At 56.5% G+C, this 20,429-nt stretch carries 15 protein-coding genes; 3 read left to right on the forward strand and 12 right to left on the reverse strand.

Annotated features, from left to right (window positions below):
• Window positions 1–9 precede the first annotated feature (9 nt).
• Window positions 10–1,206, reverse strand: a complete 1,197-nt coding sequence (locus ACT6RZ_RS03550) for an MFS transporter (protein ID WP_444700814.1) — start codon at window positions 1,204–1,206, stop codon at window positions 10–12.
• Between the two features lie 91 nt (window positions 1,207–1,297).
• Here ACT6RZ_RS03550 and ACT6RZ_RS03555 point away from each other — a divergent pair, with 91 nt between their 5' ends.
• Window positions 1,298–1,612, forward strand: coding sequence for an ArsR/SmtB family transcription factor (locus ACT6RZ_RS03555; protein ID WP_444700815.1), 315 nt, complete (start codon window positions 1,298–1,300; stop codon window positions 1,610–1,612).
• Between the two features lie 110 nt (window positions 1,613–1,722).
• Window positions 1,723–2,589 (forward strand): DMT family transporter, encoded by an 867-nt coding sequence (locus ACT6RZ_RS03560; RefSeq protein WP_444700816.1) that lies wholly within the window; start codon window positions 1,723–1,725, stop codon window positions 2,587–2,589.
• 34 nt (window positions 2,590–2,623) lie between these two features.
• Here the strand turns inward: ACT6RZ_RS03560 and ACT6RZ_RS03565 are convergent, their stop codons facing one another.
• The 10 genes from ACT6RZ_RS03565 to ACT6RZ_RS03610 all read right to left on the reverse strand — a co-directional run bounded on the left by ACT6RZ_RS03565 (window position 2,624) and on the right by ACT6RZ_RS03610 (window position 18,784).
• Entirely contained in the window at window positions 2,624–6,790 is a 4,167-nt protein-coding gene (locus tag ACT6RZ_RS03565) for a molybdopterin-dependent oxidoreductase (RefSeq protein ID WP_444700817.1), read from the reverse strand.
• Window positions 6,791–6,814: 24 nt separating this feature from the next.
• On the reverse strand, window positions 6,815–7,207 hold the full coding sequence (gene nirD, locus ACT6RZ_RS03570) for a nitrite reductase small subunit NirD (RefSeq protein WP_444700818.1): 393 nt from the start codon (window positions 7,205–7,207) through the stop codon (window positions 6,815–6,817).
• Window positions 7,208–7,223: 16 nt separating this feature from the next.
• A complete protein-coding gene (gene nirB / locus ACT6RZ_RS03575; protein ID WP_444700819.1) occupies window positions 7,224–9,788 on the reverse strand; it encodes a nitrite reductase large subunit NirB in 2,565 nt (854 codons plus the stop codon).
• 481 nt (window positions 9,789–10,269) lie between these two features.
• A complete protein-coding gene (locus ACT6RZ_RS03580) occupies window positions 10,270–11,958 on the reverse strand; it encodes a protein kinase domain-containing protein (RefSeq protein ID WP_444700820.1) in 1,689 nt (562 codons plus the stop codon).
• A gap of 73 nt (window positions 11,959–12,031) precedes the next feature.
• A complete protein-coding gene (locus ACT6RZ_RS03585; protein ID WP_444700821.1) occupies window positions 12,032–13,243 on the reverse strand; it encodes a nitrate/nitrite transporter in 1,212 nt (403 codons plus the stop codon).
• A 96-nt stretch (window positions 13,244–13,339) separates the two neighbouring features.
• Window positions 13,340–14,137 (reverse strand): uroporphyrinogen-III C-methyltransferase, encoded by a 798-nt coding sequence (gene cobA, locus ACT6RZ_RS03590; protein WP_444700822.1) that lies wholly within the window; start codon window positions 14,135–14,137, stop codon window positions 13,340–13,342.
• Between the two features lie 24 nt (window positions 14,138–14,161).
• A complete protein-coding gene (locus ACT6RZ_RS03595; protein ID WP_444700823.1) occupies window positions 14,162–15,598 on the reverse strand; it encodes an alginate export family protein in 1,437 nt (478 codons plus the stop codon).
• Window positions 15,599–15,708: 110 nt separating this feature from the next.
• Window positions 15,709–16,515, reverse strand: coding sequence for an ABC transporter ATP-binding protein (locus tag ACT6RZ_RS03600; RefSeq protein WP_444700824.1), 807 nt, complete (start codon window positions 16,513–16,515; stop codon window positions 15,709–15,711).
• A gap of 18 nt (window positions 16,516–16,533) precedes the next feature.
• Window positions 16,534–17,460 (reverse strand): nitrate ABC transporter permease, encoded by a 927-nt coding sequence (ntrB, locus tag ACT6RZ_RS03605; protein WP_444700825.1) that lies wholly within the window; start codon window positions 17,458–17,460, stop codon window positions 16,534–16,536.
• 19 nt (window positions 17,461–17,479) lie between these two features.
• Window positions 17,480–18,784, reverse strand: coding sequence for a CmpA/NrtA family ABC transporter substrate-binding protein (locus ACT6RZ_RS03610; protein WP_444700826.1), 1,305 nt, complete (start codon window positions 18,782–18,784; stop codon window positions 17,480–17,482).
• Window positions 18,785–18,817: 33 nt separating this feature from the next.
• Between ACT6RZ_RS03610 and ACT6RZ_RS03615 the strand changes: the two genes are divergently transcribed.
• On the forward strand, window positions 18,818–18,967 hold the full coding sequence (locus ACT6RZ_RS03615; protein ID WP_444700827.1) for a hypothetical protein: 150 nt from the start codon (window positions 18,818–18,820) through the stop codon (window positions 18,965–18,967).
• 149 nt (window positions 18,968–19,116) lie between these two features.
• Here the strand turns inward: ACT6RZ_RS03615 and ACT6RZ_RS03620 are convergent, their stop codons facing one another.
• Window positions 19,117–20,391, reverse strand: a complete 1,275-nt coding sequence (locus ACT6RZ_RS03620; protein ID WP_444700828.1) for a nitrate- and nitrite sensing domain-containing protein — start codon at window positions 20,389–20,391, stop codon at window positions 19,117–19,119.
• Between the last annotated feature and the right edge of the window lie 38 nt (window positions 20,392–20,429).

Raw genomic sequence — 20,429 nt, forward strand, 5'->3', positions numbered from 1 at the left:
TGTGAGTTTTTAAATTGTATTGGAGCTGGCGGCGGGTTTGCCTGAAACTAACTGCATCTCTATCACCGCCAACAGCAGCCCGACAGCGACGATGCTGGCGGCTATCCAGCCTATGGCGGTCAGTCCCAGGCCATGCGAGATCACCAGGCCGCCTACCCAGGCACCGGCGGCATTGCCGATATTGAATGCGCCTATATTCATGGCGGAGGCGAGGGTAGGAGCGCCGCTGGCTTTTTCCAGTATCTTGATCTGCAATGAAGGCACGGCAGCAAAACCGGCGATACCAAGCAAGCCGACCAGGCTGACCACCGCGATCTGGTTATGTGCGAATAACGAGAACGAGGCCAGGATGGCGATGATGAACACCAAAGCGCCTATCAGCGTGTTATCCAGATGGATATCGGCGAGTTTGGCACCTATGATATTGCCTATCACCATGCCTACGCCGAATAACAGGAACACCGGCGAGATGGCCGTGGCTGAAAAGTGCGAGACATCGGTCAATATCGGGGCCAGATAAGTGAGTACGGCGAACAGGCCGGTATCGGCGATGATGGTCAGCAGCAAGCCTGCCATCACCTGCGGTTGCAGCAAAGTGCGTATCTCTGAACGCACCTGCACTTTTTCGCCATGCTGGTCTTTAGGCAGCAGCAAATACAGCGCCGCCAGGGCGACCGGGCCTATCATGGTCACTGCCCAGAAAGTAGCGCGCCAGCCCAGCATCTGGCCTAACCAGGTACCCGCAGGCACGCCTATCACATTCGCCACCGTCAGCCCGGTGAACATGAGGGCGATCGCCAGGGCACGTTTTTCTTTAGCCACCAGGCTGGTCGCCACCACGGCACCTATGCCAAAAAATGTACCATGTGCAAACGAGGTCACCACCCTGGCTATCATCAGCGTAGTGTAATCCGGCGCGATGGCAGAGATAAGATTGCCTGCGGTGAATATGCCCATTAACCAGAGCAGGGAGTTCTTGCGTGAAAATTTCGCCATCAAAATAGACATGACCGGCGCACCTACGGCCACGCCCAGCGCATAGCCGGTGATCAGCAAGCCAGCCATGGGGATGCTGACCTGCAGATCGCGACTGACTTCCGGCAATAGGCCCATGATGACGAATTCGGTGGTGCCTATGCCGAACGCACCGGCCATCAGCGCGTAGAGTGCCAGCGGGATACCTGGCGTAGAGTTTGTTTTTTTCATCATGCCTGCTTGAAAACACTTAGATTAAATTCCATAGTTCGAATATAATCGAACTATGGAATAATATCAAGCATTGTGATAGATTTTAAACATGCGGCAAATTAAACACCCCAGCCTGGACCAGGTAGAACTGACAGACATCATGTATGCGCTGTCGGACCCGACGCGCCTTGAGATCGTAGGGCGGCTGGCCAATGCCGGCCGCAAGATGACCTGCGGCGAATTCGACCTCAACCGGCCTAAGTCCAGTATGTCGCATCACTTCAAGATACTGCGCGCTGCCGGCCTGGTAGAGACCCTGATCGAAGGCACCGAGCACCTGAATGCGCTACGGGTAGAAGAGATAGAACAGAAATTCCCCGGCGTGCTGCACGCAGTGCTGCGCTCGCTCAACCCGGCGCAGTAAGCCTTTAGCCCCTATCCGCATCACACGATTCTATTTTTAAACGTCTTAATGAATACAAGCTGCTTTGTTGGCAGACCTGCTATCTGGATAAAACACTCTCGAGAAAAGTAATGGGCAATCTTAAAACCTACTTGATGGCAACCATGGCGGCCGTATTCTGGGGCGCCAATTTCAATCTGGCCAGGCCGGTACTCGCCGAAATGAGCCCGTATATCGCCGGCGCCAGCCGCTATCTACTGGCGGCTGCGGTCATGGTATTGATCGCACAGTTCAGAAAACAGGCTTTTTCATTGCGTCACTGGCAGGCCTACCTGACCCTGGGCGTAGTCGGCGTGTTCGGTTTTAACCTGTTTTTCTTTCTCGGCATGGAAACCTCGTCTGCCATCAACGGCGCCCTGATCATGGCCTTGAACCCCTTGCTCACCGCAGTGCTGGGCTATGTGATCCTCGGTGACAGGCCGACCAACCGGCAACTGATCGCATTCCCGGTCGGCATCGCCGGGGTGGTGATCGTGGTGTTGGGTGCAGGCGCACAGCTGACGGTTTCGACTGGCGATATATACATTCTGATCGCCACGCTCAATTGGGCGCTGTACAACGTGCTGGTGAAAAAAATGATGCCCAAAAATGTCAGCGGTATCACCAACACTGCCGGCATCATGACCGTGGGCGCGCTGGCCTTGAGCATGGCTGCTTTATGGCATGGTGATCATTTTGTGCAGCCCAGCCTGCATGGCGCGGCTGCCTTGTTGACCATGTCGCTGGGTGGCGGGGTACTGGCCTATCTGTTCTGGAATGCCAGCATCTCGCATCTGGGTCCATCCAAAGCCGCTATCTTTATGAACCTGGTGCCAGTCACCACCATGGTGATCGCCGCATTCGAGCATATGCCGCCCACGCATGCGCAATTGTTCGGGGCTGCCCTGGTCATCAGCGCTGTGACCTTCAGTTCATTTTCTCTGGCTAAAACCGGGTAAAGCGTTTGGCCTGGGTTAAGGTTTAGACCAGGCTTTAGTAAACATCACGCACATAGCGCTTTTCCTGCGCCATATTTGATACATAGTCAGCAGCGGCTTCCGCGCTCATATTACCGTGCGTCTGAACAATGGTTTTCAGCGCCGCATCCACATCTTTGGCCATACGGCTGGCATCGCCGCAGACACAGAAGTGCGCGCCTTGCTGCAACCAGTGCCAGAGTTGTTCACCTTGCTCCAGCATGCGCTGCTGCACATAGATCTTTTCAGCCTGGTCGCGCGAGAAGGCCGTATCCAGCCTGGTCAACACACCTGCCTGTTGCAGCGCTGCCAGTTGTTCGCGGTAATAAAAATCTGTCGCTGCATGCTGTTCGCCAAAGAATAGCCAGTTGCTGCCTTTGGCGGCGGTGGCCTGCCTTTCCTGCAAAAAGGCGATAAAGGGGGCGATGCCAGTGCCGGGGCCGACCATGATCAGCGGCGCATCAGGGTTTTTAGGCGGGCGGAAGTGGGCCGAGCGTTGCAAAAAGATAGCTACTTCGGTCTCTTTGGCCCGGTCTGCCATAAAGGTCGAGCAGACGCCGCCACGGGCCAGTGCCTCGCCATAACGTACCGTGGAAACGGTCAGATGCACCTGGTCCGGGTGGACTTTGGGGCTGGACGAGATCGAATACAAACGTGGTTGCAAACGCTTTAATACTGCCAGCCAGTCGCTGGCTTCGACCTTGAACGGGAAAGCCAGTAACAGGTCTATCAGCTGTTTGCCCCATAGCCAGTCTTTCAGCCGCGTCTCATCTTCCATCAACACTGCGAGTGCCGGGCTGGCGCTGCGTTTCTGTACGAATTTCAATATATCCGGCGTGATGCGTGCGATCTCGTAGTGATGCAGCAAGGCGTCACCGAGTGCCAGCTGGCCGTGGTCTTTGACTGTGACTATGCTGGAAGCGGAAAGCTTGAGTGCACGCAGCATCTCGCCCACCAGTTCAGGGCAGTTGGTCGGCCATACGCCCAGGGCGTCACCCGCTTCATACTGGAAACCGCTGCCAGTCAGATCAAAACCAAACTGGCGTATCTCTTTTTCTGAGCCATCGGCGTTCAGGCGCTGGTTGATGACCAGTTTGCTGCGCAGCGGGTGCTGGCGGGTATACGCAGGCGCTGCTGGCGTACTGGCCAGCGCACTGGCCGCTGCATCTACCTGCTCAGCCATGGCCAGCACTGGCTGGCTGACAGTCGCAGACACTTGTGCCAGCGCTGCCACTGCTTTATCCAGCCAGGCATGGGCCGCTTCTTCATAATCCGGTTCACAGTCGACCCGCTCCAGCAGGCGTTGTGCGCCCAGTGCTTGCAGCCGTGCGTCCAGTTTGCGGCCAAAGCTGCAGAACTGGTCATAGCTGGAGTCGCCAAAGGCCAGCACGGCAAAACGGGTATTTGCCAGTGACGGCAGGTCATCTGCTTGCAGCCTGCTCCAGAACTGGCCGGCATTGTCTGGCGGGTCACCGTCACCAAAGGTGCTGGTCAGCAGCAGCACCTGGCTGTATTTGGCCAGCTCGGCCATAGTGACAGCATCCATGGCCAGCACCGAGGTTTGCAGGCCGTTGCTTTTGATCTGCTGTGCACACTTTTCGGCAAAGCCTTCGGCATTGCCGGTCTGCGATGCCCACAGGATAGCCACGCTGGCGCCAGCCGATAAGGAGCTGGCCGAAAAATCAGGCAAGCCTGCAGGCAACTGCTCGCCATGCGGTAACCAGCTGCGGGCGAATAATCCGGCCAGCATGCCGTTGACCAGCACATGTTTGGCCGGTGCCAGCGGTGCGCCTTCCGGCAGCATGGGCACGCCACCGATCTTGCGTGACTCTTCGCTGCGCAAGCCACTGATAAAACCTTGCAGATAAAGTTGTTCCTGCGCTTCGAGGACGATCTCAGGTGCGGTCTCCAGGCCGAGTAGCCTGGCTAAAGCATCAATATCTTTCATGTCGATTTCCTTTTTGTGGCTGCTTGCCCCGCCGCTTGCGACGAGGGCCAGCTCGTCTGCCTGCTCAGGTTGCGGGGCCGGCGCGCTTGCGACGCGTGTCATGGTCACGGCGCAAAACTTGAATTCGGGTTGTTGCGAGATGGGGTCTATGGCGTCGCTGGTCACGGCATTGATGGTCAGGTCTTCGCCATACACATCATTCCAGTGAAACGGCGCGAAGCAGTTGCCGGCACGCACACGGTCGGTGACCACAGCGGGCAACACTGCCCGGCCACGGCGCGAGCGGATCTCGACCTGGTCTTTATCCTGTATGGACAGCGCGGCGGCATCTTCAGGGTGCAGTTCTACGAACGGCCCCGGGTTGAGTTTGTTCAGGGTGGCGATCTTGCCGGTCTTGGTCATGGTGTGCCATTGGTGTTGCAGGCGGCCGGTGTTGAGCACAAACGGGTAATCAGGGTCTGGCAGTTCGGCCGGATCCATATGCGGACGGGCGAAAAACACTGCTTTGCCACTGGCGGTCGCAAACGCGATGCGCGGGGTATGGCCGTCGTCATGCAGTTTGAGGGTCTGGCTGATGCCGTCATTGAGGTAGCGTATCGGATGCCGGTCTGCCTGACTGTCGGGCGGGCACGGCCATTGCAGCGAGATTTCGCGCAACTTGTCGTGGCTGACGCCACGGATATCATAGCCGGTGTTCAGGTTAGAGCTGCGTGTGATCTCTGCAAACACTTCGGCGCTACTGTTGTAGCTGAAACCGTCACTAAAACCCATCTCGCAGGCGACCCTGGCGATGATCTGCCAGTCAGCCATGGCTTCGCCCGGGGCAGGCACCGCCTGCTGAGTGAGCGTCATATTGCGTTCGGAGTTGATCATCACGCCTTCGGCTTCGGCCCATAAGGCGCCTGGCAGCAGGATGTCGGCATAGCGGTTGGTTTCGGTATCCAGGAAGGCATCCTGGGCGATCACCAGCTCGGCTTTCTCTAAAGCGGCGATCACGTTTTTGCGGTTGGCCATGCTGGCGACCGGGTTGGTACAGATCACCCAGCAGGCTTTGATCTTGCCGGCCATCATCTGCTCGAACATGGCAACGGTGCCGCCACCCAGGCGGGTGTGCAGGGTGCCTTCCGGCACTTGCCACAGCTTTTCTATGAAGTGGCGGTCTTGCTCCACTAATACTGAACGTTGTCCAGGCAAGCCCGGGCCCATATAGCCCATTTCGCGGCCACCCATGGCATTGGGCTGCCCGGTCAGCGAGAACGGGCCACTACCGGGGCGGCAGATCGCGCCCGTCGCCAGGTGCAGGTTACAGATGGCGTTGGTGCTCCAGGTGCCGTGCGTGCTCTGGTTCAGGCCCATGGTCCAGCAGCTGATCCAGTTTTTGCTGGTGCCTATCCAGTCTGCGGCCTGGCGGATAGCACTGACATTGAGGCCGGTGATGGCGGCGACTTTTTCCGGGGTGTAGTCCTGCAGAAAGTCCGGCATCACCTCCCAGCCTTCGGTGAATTCGGCAATAAACGCGGCATCGGTATGGCCGTTGCTGACCAGCAGGTGCAGCAGGCCATTGAGTAAAGCCAGGTCAGTGCCAGGCTTGATCTGCATAAACAGGTCGGCTTTGTCGGCCGTGGTGTTGCGGCGCGGATCGACTACTATTAATTTGGCACCGGCTTTCACTCTATCCATCATGCGCAGGTACAGGATAGGGTGGCAATCGGCCATATTGGCGCCGATGACAAAGAACAGGTCGGTCTGGTCAAAATCCTGGTAAGAGCCCGGTGGGCCATCGGCGCCTAGCGACAATTTATAGCCACTGCCGGCGCTGGCCATGCACAGGCGGGAGTTGGACTCTATATTGTTGCTGCCCAGGTAGCCCTTGACCAGTTTGTTGGCCAGGTACTGTGATTCTATGGACATCTGGCCAGAGACATATAAAGCGATCGCATCCGGGCCATGCTGGTCAAGAATGGCGCGTAAACGGCGCGCGGTCTCCTTGATGGCGGCATCTATGCCGGTGCGTACCGATTCCTGCCCGCGCTGCTGGCGTACATAGGCGTATTCCAGCCGGCCTGAGTCAGCGATGGCTTGTATGCAGGTACTGCCCTTGGTGCACAGGCGGCCAAAATTGGTCGGATGCTGTTTGTCACCATAGACCTTGATCACCTGCCGGTCCTTGACCTCCATGACGATGCCGCAGCCTACACCGCAATAAGGACAGACTGATTTAACTTTAGTCGTCATGCTAGTCCTGGTCTCGCGCTCAGGTTAAACCTGCACCCAGACCGCGCTATCGCGCAGTTCCACCGCATAGGTGTGCAAGCGGATATCTGCGTCTTCCACGCAGATGCCGGTACTTAGCTGGTAGTGGTGTTTGTAGATGGGCGAGGCAACGACGCGTTCTCCGCCTAGGTCACCGACGATGCCGCGTGACATGACGTTGGCATCGCTGTGCGGATCGTAGTTGTCTATGGCATATAGCAGGTCGTCCTGCAAACGGAAGATCGCCACCTGGCGGCCTTCTACCAGGGCGCATACGCCGGTGTTGGGCCAGATGTCCTCCAATGCGCACACTGCATGCCATGTGCCTGTATTCGTGTGGGAGATCGCCGCCGGAGTGGCAGTGTTTTCAGACACAGCTGCTTGTTGCAATTGACTCATAGTATTACTCCATTCATTACTCGGTAGTTGCCAGGATAGGGATGACCTTAGCCTGCTTCTTTTCTTCTACCGTCGCCGGGCGCATCTGGTCGCGCTCCTTGACGAAGACGATATTGTTGTCACCCGCCACGCTGTTGACAAAGCTGCGGAAACGCTTGCGCACCTCAGGGTCGTTGACGGCGGTCTTCCATTCATCCTGGTAGTTATCCACCACATGTTGCATCTGTGCTTCCAGCTCGGCACCCAGTTCAAGTGAGTCGTTGATCACCACTTGCTTGAGGTAATCCAGGCCACCTTCGAGGTTGTCGCGCCAGGTGCTGGTGCGTTGCAGACGGTCGGCAGTGCGGATATAGAACATCAGGAAGCGGTCTATCATGCGGATGGCATCTTCTTTACTGAGGTCGCTTGCCAGCAACTCTGCATGGCGCGGTTTCATGCCGCCGTTACCGCACACATACAGGTTCCAGCCACTTTCGGTAGCGATCAGGCCCACATCTTTGCCCTGTGCTTCGGCGCATTCACGTGTGCAACCCGATACACCGAACTTGATCTTGTGCGGCGCGCGCAGGCCTTTATAACGGTTCTCCAGTTGTACAGCCAGGCCTACACTGTCGTCCACGCCATAACGGCACCAGGTAGAACCGACGCAGCTTTTCACGGTACGCAATGATTTGCCGTAGGCGTGGCCGGATTCAAACCCGGCGGCGATCAGCTCTTCCCAGATATTCGGCAACTGTTCGACGCGGGCACCGAACATATCCACACGCGCACCGCCGGTCACTTTGGTATACAGCTTGTATTTTTTGGCGATCTGGCCGATGGCGATCAGGCCATCAGGCGTGACTTCACCACCTGGCATCCTTGGCACCACTGAATAGCTGCCATCTTTCTGGATATTGCCCAGAAAGTAATCGTTGGAGTCCTGCAGCGAAGCCAGGTCTTTCTTCAGGATAAAGTCGTTCCAGACTGAAGCCAGCACACTGGCAGCGGTGGGTTTGCAGATATCGCAGCCCAGGCCTTTGCCATGCTTGTGCAACAGTTCATCAAAAGTCCTGATCTGTTCCACGCGTACCAGGTGGTAAAGCTCCTGGCGTGAGTAGGGGAAGTGTTCGCACAGGTGATTGTTGACGGTCATGCCCAGCTTGACCATTTGTGCTTTCATCACCTGCGTCACCAGCGGCACGCAGCCACCGCAGGCAGTGCCTGCCTTGGTGCAAGACTTGATGGCCCCTATACTGCAATTACCGGCAGCCACCGCTTCGCCTATGGCACCTTTGCTGACGTTGTTACAAGAACACAGCACTGCTGTATCGGGTAACGCATCCACGCCCAGGCCAGGTTTTTCCTTGCCATCGCTGGCAGGCAGGATCAGGAATTCAGGGTTTTCCGGCAGCGCCATATCGTTGACTGTCATTTGCTGCAAGGTGCCGTATTCATCGGCATTGCCGATCAGCACCGCGCCCAGCAGTTTCTTGCCATCTTCGCTGACGACGATCTTTTTGTAGATATTGCGAACTTCATCTGTGTACTGGTAGCTGCGGCAGCCGTGGGTCTTGCCATGCGCATCACCGACGCTGGCTACATCCACGCCCATCAGTTTGAGCTTGGTGCTCATATCCGCGCCCTGGAAAGTAGCAGCGGTTTCGCCTGCCATATGTGCGCAAGCGGTGCGCGCCATGTCATAGCCGGGTGCCACCAGGCCGAACATCTCGTCGTTCCAGCTGGCACATTCGCCTATGGCGTAAATATCGTGGTCGCTGGAGCGCGAGAAATCATCAATGGCGATACCGCCACGCGCGCCTATGGCCAGGCCGGCGTCGCGCGCCAGTTCATCACGTGGTCGGATACCGGCCGAAAACACTATCATGTCGGTTTCCAGCCAGGTCTCATCAAAGAACACCATGCGGTGGCGCGCAGTCGCGCCATCGACGATAGCGGTGGTGTTGCGGCTGGTGTGTACGTGTACGCCCAGATTCTCGATCTGGCTGCGCAGCACGCGGCCACCGGCCTCGTCGACCTGTACTGCCATCAGGCGCGGTGCGAACTCCACCACATGGGTATCCAGGCCCATGTCGCGCAAGGCCTTGGCGCATTCCAGGCCCAGCAGGCCACCACCGACTACGACGCCGCTGTTGGCGGTCTTGCCTGCCGCGGTCATGGCTTCGAGGTCTTCTATGGTGCGGTAAACAAAGCAGTTCTCGCGGTCACGCCCGGCGACCGATGGCACGAAAGGCACAGAGCCGGTCGCCAGTACCAGTTTGTCGTAAGGCAGCAGTGTGCCGTCTGTCAGGGTGACCGTATGCTGATGTCTATCGATATGGCTCACACGCGCATTCAGGCGCAATTCCAGTCCGGCGCGGTCATAAAAACCAGGCTCTACCAGTGACAGGTCTTCAGCCGTGCTGCCGGAGAAAAAACTGGAAAGGTGTACCCTGTCATAAGCAGGTCGTGGTTCCTCGCCCAGAACCGTGACTTGCAGGTTGGCGGCGGCCAGGTCAGGGTGGCGTTTCACCAGTTCCTGCATAAAATAATGTCCCACCATGCCGTTACCGACGACTACTATGCGGGTGTGTTGATTCATCGTATGTTCCCCATCTGATGCAGGCTAGTGCTTGTGTGACGCTGGTTTGCCACGCACTGGGCCTTGCTGTTTACCAAGCTTAAAAACGAAAAAAGACGTCCATAGCTTATTCCGCAACTGCCTGATGCAATGCTGCGTAAAAAAGCTATGGACGCCGTTGTCCATCAAGGGATCTCCTGACCCGGAAACCCCTTTTTGTTAAAAAATACTCATTGTTTTGCAACGAGATTTACTAGCAGATAAGCAATCGATATGCCAAGACTAGGCTATGCCGGTTTGGAGCATCGCATAAATGGCATAACTGATTGTTTTGTATAAATTAATTTTGAGGGGTGGTAGCGGGTCTGCCGCGCTGGAATGGTGCAGACAGGGGCGCGCGCATGGAGCGTCGCGCACGCTTATGATGCAGAATAAAGCGCTTGCACCAGAATAGGTCTTAGCCGCTAAAGCCGCACTTTGCGCTGCAGCCACTGCGCCTGGTTCAGGAAATAAACAGCAGGTAGATCAGGATAAAGTTGGCAAACAGCGAGCAGATCGCCAGCCACTGCCATTTGACCAGCCTGGCGCGTGCGATCAGTGGCGTGCGTGGAATGACCACAGGTTTCAATTCACCATGTTCCAGCGCCAGCAGCATTTCTTCTGCGGTCTCAAAGCGGTCCTCAACTTTTCTGGCGATGGCCTTGAGAATGAGGTTTTCCAGCCAGGCCGGGATCTCGGGCCGGTAACGGCTGGGCTTGATAGGCTCGCCGAAACGCGGTGACTGGAAAGGCTCTATCTCGCCATAAGGGTATTTGCGCGTGAGCAGGTGATACAGCGTGACGCCAGCGGCATAGATATCCGCCTGGCGGTCGGCCACCTGGCCAGCAAACAGTTCAGGCGCCATAAAACTGGGCGTGCCCGGGTTTTCCATCTGTTCGGGCATGGGCAGGGTAGGGTTGAGCGCCACGCCCAGATCTAGGATACGCAGGCGGGTATCGCTGCCGATATGGATATTGGCCGGCTTGATATCGCGGTGCACGATATTCAGGCGGTGCAGCATGCTCAGGCCGCGCAACAGGTCCTGGCCGATATTGGCGACGCCATTCATGGTGAAATGGTGGCCGGCATCCAGCCGCTGTTGCAGGGTAGAGCCTTCATGCCAGGTCATCACATAATACAGCGCGCTGCGCTGATCCAGTGTCAGCGGCAGTATCTGCGGCACGCATTGCGAAACCACGCGCTTGGCCAGCCATTCTTCATTCAACAGGGCTTCGCAGCTTTGCTTGTCATCGGCGCGCGAAGGTTGCAGGGTCTTTAATACAAACAGTTGCCCGGCGCTATTTTTCACCTGGTACAAGATACTCAGGCGCGAATCATGTATCACGCGGGTGACGGTAAAGCCGTCCACCTGGCTGCCGACCGCGAGCCTGGGCGGCAATGGCAGGCTGAGCGCATCAGCCAGCATATCGGTCAGATGGTCCTGGCCTACACTTTCAATATTGACGATGACGGCAGAGGCATTATCCTGGCCGCCTTTTTCCACCGCCAGTGCGGTCAGGTATTCGGCCACCATCTGCGGCGAGTGATACAGCATCAGCGCGCGGTGGATCTCGGCGTCGCCCAGCGCCGCCCACACGCCATCGCTGACGATGGCATACACATCACCGGGTTGCAGCAGGCCTTCGGCATAATCTACCGTCAGCTGGTCATCCAGCCCGACCGCGCGTTTGAGCACATGCCGCATATCCGGCCTGTCCCAGACATGGTCTGTGGTCAGGCATTGCAATGACTGTTCACGCAGGCGGTAGATACGCGTGTCGCCCACATGCGCCAGCACATAACGCTGGCCGCGTAACACCAGCATGGACAAGGTGGTGGCCATACCCGCCATCTTGCTGTCCTTGCGTGCCTGCGACAACACCCACAGGTTGGCCGCCTGCACTACCTTGTCCAGTGCATGCTGTATGGTCCAGGTCTCCGGCGTGGCGTAGTAATCAGCCGAGATACTCCTGGCGGTCATTTCTGACGCTTCGGCACCGCCGGCGCCGCCGCTGACGCCATCGGCGACCAGCATCAGCGCGCCCTTGATCGCCTGTTGTGATTCAGACGGCGTGACCACGGTGACATAGTCCTCGTTACGCGGCCTGGGGCCGATCACGCTATGTTCACCTACTTTAAACACAAGACTCATAAGCCGGCTATTTTAATGGTTAAAAGATTGAATATGATAGATGGTCTGTTCAAGGTCAAGTCAGTTGCGTGACTTAAACCTTGGCCGCAGTCACACTCGCTGCGCCCCAGGTCGTGCGCCAGCGGTTCTTCACGCCAGTCAGGCCTATCAGTGCCAGGATAGCTAAGCCGGCAAAAATGATCAGGCCCAGCTGGTAGCTGCCGGTGATCTGCTTGGAGTAACCCAGGCTGGAAGCCAGGTAAAAACCACCTATGCCACCGGCCATGCCGACCAGGCCGGTCATTACGCCTATCTCTTTACGAAAGCGCTGCGGCACCAATTGGAACACCGCGCCGTTACCCATGCCCAGAGCAGCCATGGCCAGCACCACCACGCCCAGCCCGGCGATCTGGGTCGTGATGCCAAAACTCAGTATGAACAGGAAGATGGCAGCCAGTACATACATGGTGCTCAGGGTGCGTATGCCGCCGATACGGTCAGCCAGCAGGCCACCGAACGGGCGCACCAGTGAACCGGCAAATACGCAGGCGGCCGTGAAGTAACCGGCATGCACAGGGTCCAGGCCATACTGGTCGTGGAAATAGATAGTCAGCGAAGAAGCCATACCGACAAAACCGCCGAAGGTCACGCAATAGAACAGCATGAACCACCAGGCATCCTTGTCTTTCAATACCGCCATATACTGCGACAATGATTTAGGTGCCGGGGTATCCGGCGCATCTTTGGCAAACGCGGTGTAGACGATCAATGCCAGCAGCAAGGGGATCAGTGCCAGGCCGAATACGTTGTTCCAGCCGAATGCTACTGCCAGGCCAGGCGCAAACAGGGCCGCCAGTGCCGTGCCCGAGTTACCCGCGCCAGCGATGCCCAGCGCCGTACCCTGGTGCTCAGGTGGATACCAGCGCGAAGCCAGCGGCAGTGCCACGGCGAATGCGGCACCGGCAAAGCCGAGAAACACGCCCAGCAGCAAGGCTTGCTGGTAAGTGTGCACGCCATGCAACCAGGCAGTGAGCAGGGCCGCCAGCACGATCACCTGGCCGATCAGGCCGGCTTTTTTAGGTTTGAGCTGGTCTACCAGCACGCCCATCACTATGCGCAACAGTGCGCCTGTGAGTACCGGCGTGGCGACCATCAGGCCTTTTTGCGCCGGGTTCAGTTGCAGGTCGGCCGCGATCTGTACCGCCAGTGGCCCCAGCATGACCCACACCATAAAACTCAGGTCAAAATAAAAGAAGGCTGAAAACAGCGTAGGCTTGTGGCCTACCTCCCAAAAACTCTTTTTCATGTTTATCTCCGGTTGATTCAAAATAGCATATCTGTCACTGCCAGCTGCGCTTATTCAGTGAAATAGCATTCAGCGCATATACAGTGGCTTGTTGTTTTAATTGGCATTCACTGCCTGTAAATACTCCAGCTGGGTCAGCACGCCCTGCTGTTCCAGCGTCTGCAGGGTCCTGGCGCTATTCGCCAGCCTGACCACTTCGCCCACTACTATCATGGCCGGGCTTTGCATCTGGTGGCGGTGGCTATGCATGGGCATGGCGGCCAGCGAGCTGACCAATGCACGTTCATCTGCGCGAGTGGCATTTTCAACCACCATGCATGGCATATCTGCAGCCATGCCGGCGGCGATCAGTTCGCGGCTGATATCGGCCAGGTGCTGCATGCCCATATAGATCACCAGCGTGGTATTGCTGGCCACCAGTGCCTGCCAGGGCAGGGGGCCGCCATCCTGGGTATGCCCGGTCACCAGGGTCACGCCATGGTTCAGGCCTCTATGGGTGGCCGGTACCTCCATGCTGGCGCAGGCGCTAAGGCCGCTGGTCATGCCGGGGATCACCTCATAGGCCACGCCGGCTGCGCGTAAAGCCAGCATCTCTTCACCGCCACGACCGAACACGAACGGGTCGCCGCCCTTGAGGCGTACTACGATCTGCCCTTGTTCGGCCAGCGCGATCAGCATGCGATTGATAAATGGTTGCGGGGTAGACTTGCAGCCGCCGCGCTTGCCTACGTGCACTATGCGTGCCTGCGGACAATGTGCGAGCAGTTCGGGGTTGACCAGGTCATCCACCAGTACCACCTCGGCCTGCTGCAAGGCCTTGATCGCCTTGAGCGTGATGAGGTCTGGGTCACCGGGTCCGGCACCGACTAAAAAAACTTTTCCGGCTGTAGTCATGGTTGCTTCCTTACATTCAAACAATTAAAAGGTATACATGGCGGTCAGCCATAATTTTTCGGTATCGTGATAACGGCCACGGGTACCGGCGGCATTGCCGGTGGTGTTGGCGGTGGCGGCAAACTGGTCACTTTCGCTGTATTTGCCATATTCGAACTTGGTCATCCAGTGTTTATCCACGTTCCAGGTCACTGCGGCGTTCCACTCGGTGCCATAACGGTTGCCGCTGCGGCTGGTGCCGCCATTGACGGTGAAAAAGTCTTCATCGGAGTCCAGCAGGTGGTAATCGGCGAAAAACATAAAGTCACCGTAACGGTAAGTCGCCGTCACAAAGCTGTCCCTGATCCCGGCGCGCGGCGTGACCAGGAATTTGTCCACCCAGCCCTGAAACAGGTGGTTGGTGCCAAACGGTGTCTGGAAAGCATAAGTATTGTTGTTGCTGGACAGCAGTTCCTGATCCACGCGCAGGTTGAAGTTATCTACGCCAAAGCCGCCACCCAGTTTGTAATAGTGCGCGTCTATGCGGCTATCACCGTCTTTGTAGTCCGACTGTTTGGCGTATTCGGCGGTGTAATGCGCACGGTAGTTAGGCGTGAAGATATGCGTGCCATCCAGGCGCAGGCCTATGGTCTTGTTCGACTGGTCGGCCTGCAGGTTGGCATTGCCGGCGCCGAACCAGGCATTGCCCAGGCCCAGGTTCTCAAAGTTGCTGAAATAGCCATAGCCGACCAGGAACTCGGTAGGCGAGATGCGGTAACGCGCATTCACCACTTCGAGGTTGCCGCTGCGCTCGGAAGTGAAGATCTGGTTCACTTTGTCAAAGTGCGCGACAAACAGCTCGGTGTCGGGGATGGTTTTATTAAACACGGAAACGCCGTCAAATACCTGCATCACCTGGCGGAAAGCGATGTCACCGATAAAACGCACGTTATCCAGGTTGACCTGCTGGCGGCCGGCGCGTACACGGGTATTCTTGATGCCGGTCCAGTCCACATACAGCTGGTTGATATCGGTATGGTCGGGGTCTACCACTTTGGCGTACTCTATCTTGCCATTGTTGTTAGAGGCGCCATTGATACGGTAGCTATTCGTGCCATCGTTAAAGTCATCCGTCAGCTGGCTGACATTGATCAGCTGTGCGGCAAAGCTCCAGTTATGGTAAGGGGCGGTCTGCCAGCCTATCAGGCTGCGCAGGGTCAGGGCGTTGGCATCCCTGAGTTCGCGGGTAGCACCTGGGTTAGGCGTGTTGGCAGCATTGCTGAAATTACCTGGCTGCAAGCCATCCTGGTCGACAAACTCATAACGTAATCTGAAACTGGTCATATTTTTGCCGGTTTTAATGGCATCCATAAAGGTGTATTCGGGCAAGATCTCTTCTTCAGCCACCACTTGCATGCTCAATGCCGCCATTAATACTGCCACAGAGGCTTGACGCAATCGTTGGTAAGAGTTAGCTTTCATGTTGTTGCTCCTTTGCTTAAGTGGGTAACCATACTTCGATGAGGTATGCGGTGCTGATGGGTTGCCGCCCATCAGCACCAACTTTACTTTGTGACGCCTTTCTGGCGTGGTTATGCCGCCTTTTTGGCGTGTCTTTCATATAAAAACTTCAATACTTCACTGCGCAGATGCGTATAGGCCGGGTCTTCGACCAGCTGCAGACGATTGCGCGGACGCGGCAGGTCTACGTTGAGTATCTCGCCTATGGTCGCTGCCGGGCCGTTGGTCATCATGACGATACGGTCAGACAGCAATACCGCTTCATCCACATCGTGCGTGACCATGACCGCGGTACAGCCGGAACGCGCCATGATGTTCATCAGCTCGTCCTGCAACCCGGCGCGGGTGAGTGCATCCAGTGCGCCAAACGGTTCATCCAGCAACAGTACCTTGGGTTCCATAGACAGGGCACGGGCGATACCAACACGCTGTTTCATGCCGCCGGAGATCTCATTCGGGCGTTTGTCTATGGCATGACTCAAGCCGACCAGTTCCAGTGCGGCGGTAGTACGTTCAGCCAGTTGTGATTTACTTTCATGCTCGCCAAACACACGTTCCACCGCCAGGTACACGTTCTCAAAACAGGTCAGCCACGGCAGCAGCGAGTGGTTCTGAAACACGACTGCACGCTCGGGGCCGGGTTTGGCGATCTCGCGTCCGGCGCAGAACAGGTAGCCATCAGTCGGTTGCAATAATCCAGCGATCAGGTTGAGTACGGTGGATTTGCCGCAACCTGAGTGGCCTATGATGGAGATGAATTCACCTTCGCGGATATCGAGGTTGATATCTTTCAGGGCCTGGAAACTGCCTTTTTTGGTTTGAAACGTCATATTGACGTTTTCGATCAGGACATAACGGTCTTGCAATACGGTGGTCATGGTGAGTTCCCTTATGGCTTATTCGTAGCTGTAGCGTTTTGCGACCAGCACCAGCAACTGTTCCAGCAGCAGGCCGACGATGCCGACGATAAAAATGGCGATGATGATATGTTCCACATTCAGGTTGTTCCATTCATCCCATACCCAGAAGCCTATGCCCATGCCGCCGGTCAGCATCTCGGCCGCCACGATCACCAGCCAGGCTGCCCCTATGGACAGGCGCACACCTGTCATCATGTATGGCATCACATACGGCAACAGTATCCTGGTCACGACTTTCCATTCCGACAGGTTGAGCACTTTGGCCACGTTCATATAATCCTGCGGCACTTTGCTGACGCCGACCGCGGTGTTGATGATCATGGGCCACACTGCGGTGATGAAGATCACCCAGATCGCTGCCGGGTCAGCCGCCTTGAACACCAGCAGGCCTATAGGCAACCAGGCCAGCGGTGACACCGGCTTGAGCAGGCTGATGATAGGCGCCGCCATGCGTGACATAAAGGCGTAACGGCCTATGACAAAACCCATGGGGATACCGACGATGGCTGCCAGTGCAAACCCGGTCGCCACGCGTTTGAGCGAGCTGAGGATGTTCCAGCCTATGCCCATGTCGTTAGGGTTGTTGATGTAAAACGGGTCACTGAACAGCTCCACCGCCGATTGCCAGGTTTTCAGCGGGCCAGGCAGGCCCTGGGTCAACGCTGCCACGGTGGCCCAGATGGCGCCGAATACCAGCAAGCCGATCACAGGCGGCAACAACCATTCAAACACGCGTCTGGCGGTTGCCGCCCATGGGCTCCGTCGCTGCAACGACGGAGTGGCTGCTGCAACTGTGGTCGAGAGAGGGATAACCACAGTAACAACGGGTTGTGCAGGCGTTGCGCTCACAGCGGACTCAACGGCGTGCACATTTTTTTCTTTATTCAAGCTGACAACAGACATGCTGACTCTCCTTTAAAGATCAGGCTTTCACCTTGAAACTGTTGGCATAGGCTTTAGGGTCTTTGCCATCCCAGACCACGCCATCGATCAGCTTGCTGCTGCGCATAGGGTCTGCCGGTACGCTGATGCCCAGCGCCTTGGCCGCTTCGGTATAGATATCGATGCGGTTGACCTTTTTGGCCACGGCCAGGTAGTCGGGGTCAGACTTGAGCAAGCCCCAGCGTTTGTGCTGGGTCAGGAACCACATGCCGTCTGACAGGTAAGGGAAATTGACCTTGCCGTCGTTAAAGAACTTCATGTAGTTGGGGTCTTCCCATTTTTTACCTATGCCATTGTCGTAATGGCCGAGGAAACGGCCTTCTATCACTTCTTCCGGCGCATTGACATACGCCTTGCCGGCGATCAGTTTGGCCACTTCAGGGCGGTTCTTGGTCGCGTCTATATAGCGGCAGGCCTCAAGGATGGCTTTGGTCAGTGCCAGCGCGGTATTCGGGTTCTTGGCGATAAAGTCGGCGCTGGTGCCCAGCACTTTTTCCGGGTGGTCGGTCCAGATATCCTGACTGGTGGCCACGGTATAGCCTATCTTGTCGTAGATGGCACGTGCGTTCCATGGCTCACCGACACAGTAGCCATCCATATTGCCTATACGCATATTCGCCACCATTTGTGGCGGTGGCACCACTATGGTTTTCACGTCTTTCATCGGGTTGATGCCGTAGTTGGCCAGCCAGTAATACAGCCACATGGCATGGGTGCCGGTAGGGAAAGTCTGTGCAAAAGTGAAATCGCGGTTCTCGTTATCCAGCAGGCGTTTCAGGGTGCCGCCACTGGTCACGCCTTTTTCTTTCAACTGGTTGGCGAGTGTGATGCCCTGGCCGTTATGGTTGAGGGTCATCAGGATATTCATGTCTTTTTGCTGGCCGCCTATGCCCAGCTGCACGCCATAGATCAGGCCGTACAGCACATGGGCGGCATGCAGCTCGCCGTTCACCAGCTTGTCGCGCACACCGGCCCACGAGGCTTCCTTGGATGGCACGATCTTGATGCCATATTTTTTATCGAAGCCCATTTGTGCGGCCACCACGATAGGGGCACAGTCGGTGAGCGGGATAAATCCGACTTTCACTTCGGTGATCTCGGGTGCATCTGAACCAGCCGCCCAGGCCTGGCAACGGATGGCAGCAGGCACCATATTCATCATGGCGGCAGCACCAAATGCGCCGGCCAGTGTATGCATAAAGAAATGACGGCGCTGGCTATCCACTGATTCGGGCTGAAGCGGTGTTGCGGGTTGTACCAGATCTTTTTTATCGGAACTGCTCATTTCTGCTCCCTAGAAAATAAATGAATGTGGAAAATGAAAAACAAAAAAGGCGTCCTGATGGCAGTGCTTGCGCAATACCATCAGGACGCCTTTGTCCTGGAGATCCATTCATCCGCTGCTACCGGGTCACATACTTCAGCCATTATCGCCGTTGACAATGGCACCTGTTTCCGTGGTGCTTAAGTGTCATATAGCAAGCGGTATGCCAACTGCAAAAATAATGAAAAAGGGCGGGTTTCAGATAGAAAAGCCCGCTGCAAGGGCGGTAGAAGGCCGTTTCAGGCGATAGGCATCGCACTTATTCAGTGCGCATGCACCATCAAATAGAGCAATCAGGAGGGGAGTTTTTGCTGGGTGAGTATGTTTTCAGCGACATCGATGATCTTGCGTTTTTGCTCCATGGCCAGGTTGCGCAAAGTCTTGTAGGCTTCCATCTCATCTATGCCCAGCTTGCTCATGAGCAGGCCTTTGGCACGTTCTATCTGCTTGCGTTCTGACAGCGCTTTACGCGTATCGGATAGCTCGCTTTCCATATCGGCGATCTGGCGTGATTGCTGTTGCAGCAAGCTGATCATGGACGCCATAGGATAAGCTTGTGCGCTGTCATGCGCCTGAAAGCTGAGCGCACTTTCGACCGGGATGGACAGATTAAAGAACGTGCCATCCAGGGTGGTGCTGGGCGTTGCTTTGGCGCTGATCGCCCGCAAGTATTCCTGGGTATATTCCAGGTCATGCCTGGCCTTGTGGGTCAAGACTTCCAGCATGTCATGCATCTTCTGGATCAGCGCGCACTGCAGTTGCCAGATGCCGGTCTGCTTCTGCGTGCATAAGTCGAACCAGATGTCGGCATCACTGGGTTTCAGCGGCTGGTGGTCTTTGGCGCTGGTGAGCCTGGCACGCAGTTGCTGGTGCTGCCGGTAGGGGGCTGAGGCCTGCAGACTATCCCACGCCGTACGTAATTCTTCATTGCCGAACTGGCAGAATAATTCGATATGGCGGTCTTGCTGGTCTATCAGTTCCAGCAGGCGTTGCTGGTGCGCCAGCTGCACACTGCCTGAACCATAGATATAAGAACCCACAGCGCGCTCCTGGCCGGCAAACTCCTTGGTTTGCACCAGGTTATACAGAGTGAGCAGGCAGGTGGAGATCTTGCTGTTGACCGAGCTGTCCGAGATCTCAAAGATCAGCGCGATCAGGCTGCTGATCAGGCGGCTATAGGCCTCTATGCAGTCGGCAAACGAGATCTTCTGCAAGGTGACCTGGTGGCGCAGCGAGACCAGCTGGTCCAAGCCTAGCAATATCCACGAGATCAATGTCAGCTGCCTGGCATCGGTCAACAGGTCCAGGTGCAGATGCTGCTGCAAGGCTTGCCTGAAGCCTGCTTCTGTCGCCTGGTTGTGGCTGATGATATCGGCACGCTCAGGCGCAAAACGTTTGCCGGCCGAAGCCAGGTATAAACAGCTGGCGCCACGCTCGGCCTGCACCTGATGGATGATCTGGCCTATGCTTTCGACAAACTGAATGCAGGTATCCAGGCGTTCAAGCTCTTCGATATGCCTGATTTTTGCCAGGACTATGGTCTGTTCGGGGGAGATATCTGTATTCATCACTAAAATACCAAGCAAAAAATGTGCACGTTTCTGGC

This window comes from Methylophilus sp., assembly GCF_052437885.1.
Classification (GTDB): Bacteria; Pseudomonadota; Gammaproteobacteria; order Burkholderiales; family Methylophilaceae; genus Methylophilus.

What these genes read in the sequence shown, in the direction of transcription:
- ACT6RZ_RS03560 (WP_444700816.1), top strand. Translation starts at nt 1,723, where the DNA reads ATGGGCAATCTTAAAACCTACTTGATGGCAACCATGGCGGCCGTATTC.
- nirB (WP_444700819.1), bottom strand. Translation starts at nt 9,788, where the DNA reads ATGAATCAACACACCCGCATAGTAGTCGTCGGTAACGGCATGGTGGGA.
- cobA (WP_444700822.1), bottom strand. Translation starts at nt 14,137, where the DNA reads ATGACTACAGCCGGAAAAGTTTTTTTAGTCGGTGCCGGACCCGGTGAC.
- ntrB (WP_444700825.1), bottom strand. Translation starts at nt 17,460, where the DNA reads ATGTCTGTTGTCAGCTTGAATAAAGAAAAAAATGTGCACGCCGTTGAG.
- nirD (WP_444700818.1), bottom strand. Translation starts at nt 7,207, where the DNA reads ATGAGTCAATTGCAACAAGCAGCTGTGTCTGAAAACACTGCCACTCCG.
- ACT6RZ_RS03585 (WP_444700821.1), bottom strand. Translation starts at nt 13,243, where the DNA reads ATGAAAAAGAGTTTTTGGGAGGTAGGCCACAAGCCTACGCTGTTTTCA.
- ACT6RZ_RS03550 (WP_444700814.1), bottom strand. Translation starts at nt 1,206, where the DNA reads ATGAAAAAAACAAACTCTACGCCAGGTATCCCGCTGGCACTCTACGCG.
- ACT6RZ_RS03555 (WP_444700815.1), top strand. Translation starts at nt 1,298, where the DNA reads ATGCGGCAAATTAAACACCCCAGCCTGGACCAGGTAGAACTGACAGAC.
- ACT6RZ_RS03600 (WP_444700824.1), bottom strand. Translation starts at nt 16,515, where the DNA reads ATGACCACCGTATTGCAAGACCGTTATGTCCTGATCGAAAACGTCAAT.
- ACT6RZ_RS03615 (WP_444700827.1), top strand. Translation starts at nt 18,818, where the DNA reads ATGAAAAACAAAAAAGGCGTCCTGATGGCAGTGCTTGCGCAATACCAT.
- ACT6RZ_RS03620 (WP_444700828.1), bottom strand. Translation starts at nt 20,391, where the DNA reads ATGAATACAGATATCTCCCCCGAACAGACCATAGTCCTGGCAAAAATC.
- ACT6RZ_RS03595 (WP_444700823.1), bottom strand. Translation starts at nt 15,598, where the DNA reads ATGAAAGCTAACTCTTACCAACGATTGCGTCAAGCCTCTGTGGCAGTA.
- ACT6RZ_RS03580 (WP_444700820.1), bottom strand. Translation starts at nt 11,958, where the DNA reads ATGAGTCTTGTGTTTAAAGTAGGTGAACATAGCGTGATCGGCCCCAGG.
- ACT6RZ_RS03565 (WP_444700817.1), bottom strand. Translation starts at nt 6,790, where the DNA reads ATGACGACTAAAGTTAAATCAGTCTGTCCTTATTGCGGTGTAGGCTGC.
- ACT6RZ_RS03610 (WP_444700826.1), bottom strand. Translation starts at nt 18,784, where the DNA reads ATGAGCAGTTCCGATAAAAAAGATCTGGTACAACCCGCAACACCGCTT.